6 protein-coding genes are annotated in these 7,632 nt (G+C 69.2%); 1 reads left to right on the top strand and 5 read right to left on the bottom strand.

From position 1 onward, the window contains the following. The coding region (locus tag U9977_RS15500) for a hypothetical protein (protein ID WP_322749969.1) at window positions 1-749 on the top strand (749 nt) is incomplete at its 5' end. A 49-nt stretch (window positions 750-798) separates the two neighbouring features. On the opposite strand, the gene U9977_RS15495 is transcribed toward U9977_RS15500, so the two are convergent. From U9977_RS15495 to U9977_RS15475, 5 genes are all read right to left on the bottom strand, one after another. Further along, the gene (locus U9977_RS15495) at window positions 799-1,794 is read right to left on the bottom strand and encodes an SPFH domain-containing protein (protein ID WP_322749968.1); all 996 of its coding nucleotides are present in this window, start codon (window positions 1,792-1,794) and stop codon (window positions 799-801) included. Window positions 1,795-2,006: 212 nt separating this feature from the next. Beyond that, a complete protein-coding gene (locus U9977_RS15490; protein ID WP_322749967.1) occupies window positions 2,007-3,188 on the bottom strand; it encodes a cystathionine gamma-synthase in 1,182 nt (393 codons plus the stop codon). After that, window positions 3,185-4,564 carry a cystathionine beta-synthase gene (locus U9977_RS15485; RefSeq protein WP_322749966.1) on the bottom strand — a complete coding sequence of 460 codons (1,380 nt, stop codon included), beginning with the start codon at window positions 4,562-4,564 and terminating at the stop codon, window positions 3,185-3,187. The genes U9977_RS15490 and U9977_RS15485 overlap by 4 nt, the downstream gene beginning before the upstream one ends. Before the next feature lie 17 nt (window positions 4,565-4,581). Further along, window positions 4,582-4,992, bottom strand: a complete 411-nt coding sequence (locus tag U9977_RS15480) for an ATP-binding protein (RefSeq protein WP_322749965.1) — start codon at window positions 4,990-4,992, stop codon at window positions 4,582-4,584. Between the two features lie 232 nt (window positions 4,993-5,224). Continuing rightward, a complete protein-coding gene (locus U9977_RS15475) occupies window positions 5,225-7,468 on the bottom strand; it encodes a SpoIIE family protein phosphatase (RefSeq protein WP_322749975.1) in 2,244 nt (747 codons plus the stop codon). Window positions 7,469-7,632 lie beyond the last annotated feature (164 nt).

Here is a 7,632-nt window from a genome sequence, read left to right as displayed (position 1 = left end):
GGTTGATGGAGGCCACCTGGGATGCGCTGTACGCTCCGGCGCAACGACACCGGGCAATCCTCGCGGCGTTACCCCCGGACGAATCGGAACTGCTCAGCGAGTGTGTCCGCGCCGGCGGGTTCCACCGGGACGCGTGCCGCCGGCGCGGACGGATCGCCCCCGACCTGCTTGACGCCTTCCCGGTGACCTTCGTCGCCTTCTACGCGACCGAGGGCACGCCCGGGATGGCGGCTTTCCTGGCCAGCGAGCAGTGGCGCCGCCGTGGGTCGCTGCCGGGAAGCTTCTTCCCCGCGCCGGAGCTGTCCGTGCTCGCCTTCGCCGCCTACCTGCGCGACACCTGGATGCGTGGCGACCGGGAGGAATGGGTACGCGAAGCATTCCGTTTCGAACTCGCTCTGCACCGTCTCGGTACCGAGCGGGTAGGGGTCGACCGCGGCCCCGGCACCATGCGGCTGGCCCCCGGAGCCTGGGTTGGCGAATGCATGTTCGACCATGACAACGCCGTTGACCAGCTGCGGCGGCGCTGTGCCGAGGTGCCCTGGAACGAAGCGGTCACGCTGCTCACCCCGCACCCGACCCAGGCCGCCGCCATCACCTGGTACGTCGGGGACGAGGGTCGGCGGATCTACGTCCGCGGCGAGGACGTCGCGGCACTGCGCTGGTCGTGGGACGCCACCGCCGAGGTCCCCGCTGACGCCGACCAGCTGCGGGTGGTCATCCACGCGGCCAGGGCCGGGGTCCTGCGGTAGGGAGGGCCGGTGCCCATCCGGTGCACGTGGTTGGTTGGATCGCGATCGTCTACCGTTGTGGAGAGGTGATCGCGAAGCCGGATCCCGGCGCGAAGGTCGTGACAGTCGGCGGGATGGCCCTGAGCTGGTCGATCGTCGCGCATGCCGGGCACTGCGCATAGCCGGCCTGGCGTTCCCGGTTGGCTTCGGCGTCCGCGCGGGCCTGCGCGACCCTCGCCTGCGCCTCGGTCACCCCGGCGAAGGCGGCCTGCGCCTTGTTCACCGCGTCCTGTATCTGTTGCGGCAGCGTGATGCGGACCAGATTGAATTTCAGCCCGACGAGGAAAGGCGCGCCGAGGGTGTCGCTGAGGTCCCGAGCCAGTGATTCATTGATCGCTGTCTGTACTTTCGCGATGTTGGCGTTGTTCGACGCTTGTGGGACGGTCGGAAGAGCGGCGTTACCGGCGCCCTGGTTCGCTCCGAGCTGGACCAGCGCGCAGCTGGAGACGAGTTCGGCGCAGCCGAAGGTGTTCACCTGTTCCCGCAGGTCGTTGTCGATCACCGGTCGGATTATGGTGTCGAGGAACGCCGACCAGCCCTGAATTCCATCGTAAGGGCTGTAGTCATTGTGGTCGACGAATGATCGGAACTTGCGGGTGCCGAACTTGTCGTCGAAGGTACGAATTATCTGGTGATCGAGATTGAGGGAGAAGTAGAGAGTTCCCTCGATGCCCATCTCGACGCCGTCCTTGGACGGCACCCGCACGACGTCCTCACCGGCGCGGTCGCCCTGGTCCGGCTTCGCGGTGATGGTGTAGAAACGTTGCTGGGCAGGATATTTGTGACTGTCGGAGTAGAGCCCGACCCAGGTCCGTGCCGAGGCGGGGTCGATGATCTGTCTGATCTTGTGGTTGTCGAACGGACCGCCGTTGCGGACCACCGCGATCTCTCCACCGTCGGTCTTGTCGAATGAGCCCAGAGCGCTGAAACCCAGCACGAGGAGAAAGATCGCGGCGAGCGCTGCCGCGGAGATCGTGATGATTCTGACCGAGGTTCTCTGTCCCATGATCTGCCCCCGCTGTCGACGTCGACATACCGATACATGGCTGTGCCGGCATGCGGAACCGACGGCCGGCATGCGGAACCAACGCTATTGTTGCGAATGCGTTGGTCGCCGGTCGGTGCTTACTCGGACGCCGGTGCCTGCCCGAACGTCGGTGCTCGCCCGGACGACTGAGTCGATGATAGTCGAAAACGTCCGGTTCGTACCAGCGGTTCTCAGGCGAGCGTGGCGAGGGCTTTTGTCAGGTCGTCGACGAGGTCCTCGACGGATTCGATGCCGACCGAGAGGCGGACCAGATCGGCGGGTACCTCCAGGGGCGACCCGGCAACCGAGACATGCGTCATCCGCCCCGGATGTTCGATCAGCGACTCGACGCCGCCGAGGGACTCGGCAAGGGTGAACACCCGGGTACGCCGACACACCTCGACCGCCGCCTCCTCGCCGCCGCGCAGGGTGAACGAGACCATCCCGCCGAAGTCGCGCATCTGCCGGGCCGCCACCGGGTGCCCACGATCATCGGGCAGGCCCGGGTAGTACACGGTGGTCACGGCGGGATGCGCAGCCAGCAGCGCGGCGATGCGACGGGCGTTCGCACAGTGCCGGTCCATCCGGACCGCGAGGGTCTTCGCCCCGCGTAGCACCAGCCAGGCGTCGAACGGCCCGGCGATCGCCCCGGTGGCGTTCTGGGTGAACCGCAGTCGCTCACCCAACGCCGGATCGGCGACGACCACGGCGCCCCCGACCACGTCGCTGTGGCCGCCCAGGTACTTCGTGGTTGAGTGGACCGACGCGTCGGCGCCGAGCGCCAGCGGCCGCTGCAGGTACGGGGTGGCGAAGGTGTTGTCGACCGCGAGCAGGCCACCGGCCGCGTGGATCAGTTCGGCGAGCACCGCGATGTCGGATACGCCGAGCAGCGGGTTCGTGGGTGTCTCGCACCACAGCAGCCGCGTCCGACCGGGGCGCAGCGCCGCGGCCACAGCGCCTGGGTCGTCAAGCGGCACGGGGGTGTACTCGACGCCCCACTGCGCGAACACCTGTGCGAACAACCGGTAGGTGCCGCCGTAGGCGTCCGACGGGATCACCGCGTGGTCACCGGGCCGGCAGACGGTACGGAGCAGTGCGTCCGCCGCAGCCATCCCCGAGGCGAACGCGAGGCCCACCGAGCCCCCCTCCAACGCGGCCAGGCAGGTCTCCAGCGCCGTGCGGGTCGGGTTCGCCGACCGGGCGTACTCGTAGTCACCGCGCGGGATACCGACCGCATCCTGCGCGAATGTCGAGGACGGGTGGATGGGGACGACCACCGCGCCGGTGGTCGCGTCGGGATCCTGTCCCGCGTGGATCGCGACCGTCTCGAACCCCGCGCCGGTCCAGGCGTCCGGGTGGTCTGGGCGGTTCATCCGGTCGCCAGGAAACTGAGCAGGTCGGACCGGGTGAGGATGCCGACGGGGTTGCCGTCTTCGAGAACGAGCGCGGCGGCGGCGGCGCCCAGGATCGCGACCAGTACCGACAGCGGTTCGCCGGCACCGACCGTGGGCAGCGGAGGCGACATGTGGGTGGCGACCGGCGCGTCGACGGCGGAGCGGTCGGCGAACACGGCGTCGAGCAGCTCCCGCTCGATGACGGCACCGGCCACCTCGGCGGAGCGCAACGGTGGTTCCTGGCGCACCACCGGCATCTGGGACACGTTGTACTCGCGCAGGTAGGAGATGGCCGCGCCCACGGTCTCGTCGGGGTGCACATGTACCAGCTCAGGCGGTCCGCCGGCGTCGGACGCCTTGCGGGTCAGTACCTCGGCGACGGTCCGTTCGTCCGACGGCCGGTCGAGGAAGCCGTAGTCGTACATCCACTCGTCGTTGAAGATTTTCGACAGGTAGCCGCGGCCGGAGTCCGGCAGCAGCACCACCACGCAGCCGTCCGAGTCCAGCTCCCGAGCGACCCGCAGCGCCGCGACGACCGCGAGCCCGCACGAGCCACCGACCAGGATGCCTTCGCGACGGGCCAGTTCTCTGGTCATCAGGAACGAGTCGCGGTCGCTGACCGCCTCCACCCGGTCGACCACCGTCTTGTCGTAGGTCGTCGGCCAGATGTCCTCACCGACTCCTTCGACCAGGTAGGGCCGGCCGCTGCCGCCGGAGTACACCGATCCTTCCGGGTCCGCGCCCACCACCGCCACCCGCCCGGCGCTGACCTCCTTGAGGTACCGGCCGGTTCCGCTGATCGTCCCGCCGGTGCCGATTCCGGCGACGAAGTGGGTGATGCGTCCGTCCGTGGCCGCCCAGATCTCCGGGCCGGTGGTGGCGCGGTGCGCGGCCGGGTTGTGGGGGTTGGAGTACTGGTCCGGGCTCCAGGCACCGGGCGTCTGCGCGACCACCCGGCGCGCGACCGAGTAGTAGGAGCGGGGGTCGTCCGGGGCGACCGCGGTCGGGCAGACCAGCACCTGGGCTCCATAGGCCCGCAGTACCGCCTGTTTCTCTTCGCTGATCTTGTCGGGCATGGTGAACACGCAGCGGTAGCCACGGGTGGCGGCAATGATTGCCAGGCCGACTCCGGTGTTTCCGCTGGTCGGTTCGACGATCGTCCCACCTGCCCGCAGTTGTCCCGACTCCTCCGCGGCAGCCACCATGGCCAGGGCGATCCGGTCCTTCACGGAGCCACCCGGGTTCAGGTACTCCAGCTTGCCCAGTACGGGCGCCGCGATGCCAGCGGTGACCGCGTTCAGCCGGACCAGCGGGGTATCGCCGACCGCCGAGGCCAGGTTGTCGTGGAAACGCATTTTCCCCCTCGCCGCGGTCACAGCTCGACAGGTAGATCGAACCAGAGGTACTTGCCGGAGTCGACCGCCACCGCTCCCCAACTGCCCGCGAGAGCGTCCAGGACGAGCAGACCACGCCCACCCTCACTGCCGAGGTCCACCTGTTGACGGTGGGGCAACACGATGGATCTATCCGACACGGAGGCGTGCACCAGGCCGGGCCGCAATTCGATCAGCAGCCAGACGGGTGGCTCGCCGTACTTCACCGCGTTCGTGACCAGCTCGCTGACCAGGAGCTCCGCCGTGCCCACCGCGTCCTCGGTCAGGTTCGTCGCGGTGAGCTGCTCTCGCAGCACACGGCGCGCCTGCGGAACGGCGCTGGATACGTGTGGAAGCTCGACCAGCACATGCGTGGCCGAGGGCCGAAAGGACGACGCGTGGGCCACCATGTCCGCTTACACCCCGTTTGTATTCATAAGTCATCAGATTTGAGCGGTGCCATCCCTACACGTCTACCCACAGGCAGGCCATTCCAAGCGCTTCCGGGCCATTTGTCGTCTACCAGCGGATGACGGTTGGTCATGTATGACGCAGCGTAGCTACGTCTCCGGTGCTCGTCACGGACCCACGCCGAGTGTTCGGCTGTCTGTCTTTTCTGAGTCACCGGTGGTTCGCGGATCGTCATTTCGGGATGCGGGCCACGACGACCGCGACATCGTCTCGCAGGCGTCCGCCCGCGAACCGATCGGCGGACGCCCGCACCCGGTCGGCGATGCCCTGGGCGGACATGCCCGCGCAGCCACGCACGGCCGTCAGCAGCCGTTCGTCGCCGAACAGCTCCCGACCGCGGCGGGCCTCGACCACACCATCGGTGTAGAGGATCAGCGCGTCCCCGGCCGCGAGCGCCACCTGTACCTCGGGGAAGGCGACGTCGTGGTCGTCGAGTACGCCGAGCAGCGTTCCCGGCTCCGCGACGAACATGGCCGTCCCGTTCGCGCGTACGACGATGGGCAGCGGATGCCCGGCCATGCAGATCGAGATCGTCCGCTGCGTCACCGCGGCGGGGTCCGACCCGGCGGACACCAGCACGTCCAGTGGGCGCAGCTCGGCCACCGCAAGCGTGCAGAAACGCCCCTGACCTGCCGAGTTGGGATGACCCGCGTCCCGCAACGCACGGTTGAGATCCATCATGATGTCGGGCAGGTTGTTGCGTTGGCCGGCCAACAGGCGTAACACGGCTCGCACGACCCCGGTCACGTTCGCGGCCTCCGCACCCTTGCCGCAGACGTCGCCGATGATGATCGTCCATCCGCCGTCCGGGTTCGGGACGAGGTCGAAGAAGTCACCGCCGACCTCCAGCCCGGCGCGGGCCGCGCGATAGGAGGAGCCGAGCTCGATCCCGTCGATGTTGGGAAGCTCCGGCGGTAGCAGCCCGGCCTGCAGCGCGCTGGCCACCTCCACCTGCTGGCGGAACAGCCGCGCATTGTCGACGGCGAACGCCGCGCGGCGGGCGAGATCTGCGAGCAGCTCGATCTCGTCGGCCTGGAAGCTGTTGCCCACGGCTCGGCCGAGAGCCACAACGCCCAGCACCCGGCGACGGGCCCGCATCGTCGCGATCACCGTGGGTGAGCCGTTGATCGTGGCGACGCGCACGGTGTCGGCGAGCGCCGCCTGCACCTGGGGGGCCAGCGGTCCGACCGGATCGCCGGCCCAGGCCGACAGGTCTGCCGCCTCGGCCTCGTCGACGTGCCCGACGGCGGCGAGCTTCACCGCGCCGTCCTCCCGTAGCAGGTAGACCGCACACCACCGCGCCAGCCGCGGTACGGGTAGGCGGGCGAGCAGGGCCAGGCTGCGTTCGGTGTCGAGGCTGCCGGCCAGCAGGTCCGACGCCTCGGCGAGGAAGGAGAGCATGCCGATGCGTCGTTCCTCGGCCCGCCGCAGGTTGGCGCCGCCGAGCGTCAACGCCATCCAGCGGGTGACCACGGCGATCCGCTCCTCGAGCGCTCCGTGGACTGCGGCCTGCGGGCGCGCGATCTGACGATCGTCGCGCGCCCTTTGGCCCTCGAGCGCTCCGGCGGCGTTCCCATTCCAGGGGCCAGGGCCAGGGCCTAGCGGCGGGAGTGGTGACCAGAGCAGGAGTTCCCCGACGATTCCATCCCGAGATTCGAGCGGGATCCGACGGGCGTCCCGCTCCGCGCCGGTCGGGCCGCAGGTAGCCACCACCTCCGCTGCCGCGCTCTTGGCCCGGCCGGGCCTGCGTACCAGGCCGGCGGCGGACGTCGGTAGGGCGTCCACGAGCTGAGCCAGCAGTTCGCGGACCTCGTCCTCGGTCGACAACGCGGTGGCCAGACCGGGAGCCAGCAGCCGCGCCGGCCGCAGGATGTCCACCGCCATCCGTTGCGGTGGCTCGACGGGTGTCCCGTCGTGATCTTCGCGGGGAGCCTGGTCGGGGACGGGGGCATCAAGCCGGAACCAGACTTTTTTTCCGGTGCGGTCGTGTTCGGTTCCCCAGGCCGTGGCCAGGGCGTCCACCATCGCAAGGCCGCGACCGTTCTCACGGAGGCCTTCGATCCTCCTGACCCTGCTGGCGCCTGCCCGGCTGTCGCAGGCCTGGTCGGACGCTGTCAGCCGGTCGGGGTCGTCGGCGCTCGGCGCGGCACCCAACGTGGTGGGATTGCGGTCGCTGACCGAGATCGCCAGCCCGGTGGCGTCATGGCGGAGGTCAACTGTCGCGTCGGTGCCGGCGTGCACGACGACGTTGGTCACGAGTTCGGTCACCAGCAGCAGAACGGTGTCGACCAGATCCGGGTCGACCCGGCCGCGCAGTGCGGCCACGACAAACCGCCGGGCCGACCGCGGTGAGTCGGTGACCGGTGGAACTGTGAGGGTGCGGCGGAGCCCCTCATCTCCGGGCACGGGAGGCATGTCGGTCAGTGTCTCCTGTGTTGTCCAGCTCTGGGGGACTGGCTGCGCCGCGGACCCCGCAACCCCGGGGGCGTCCTGGTCACTCAGTCGGGTGTCGGGCAGGTACTCGGGGATCCGCCAATATCGGCCCAGTGGGCTTTGGCGGATACTGGCGACGAGTACCA

Origin of the sequence: Protofrankia sp. Cas8 (genome assembly GCF_963555845.1) — a bacterium.
Lineage (GTDB): Bacteria > Actinomycetota > Actinomycetes > Frankiales > Frankiaceae > Protofrankia.
The sequence above is the reverse complement of the archived record's forward strand: the minus strand, read 5'-3'. Positions and strand labels throughout refer to the sequence as shown.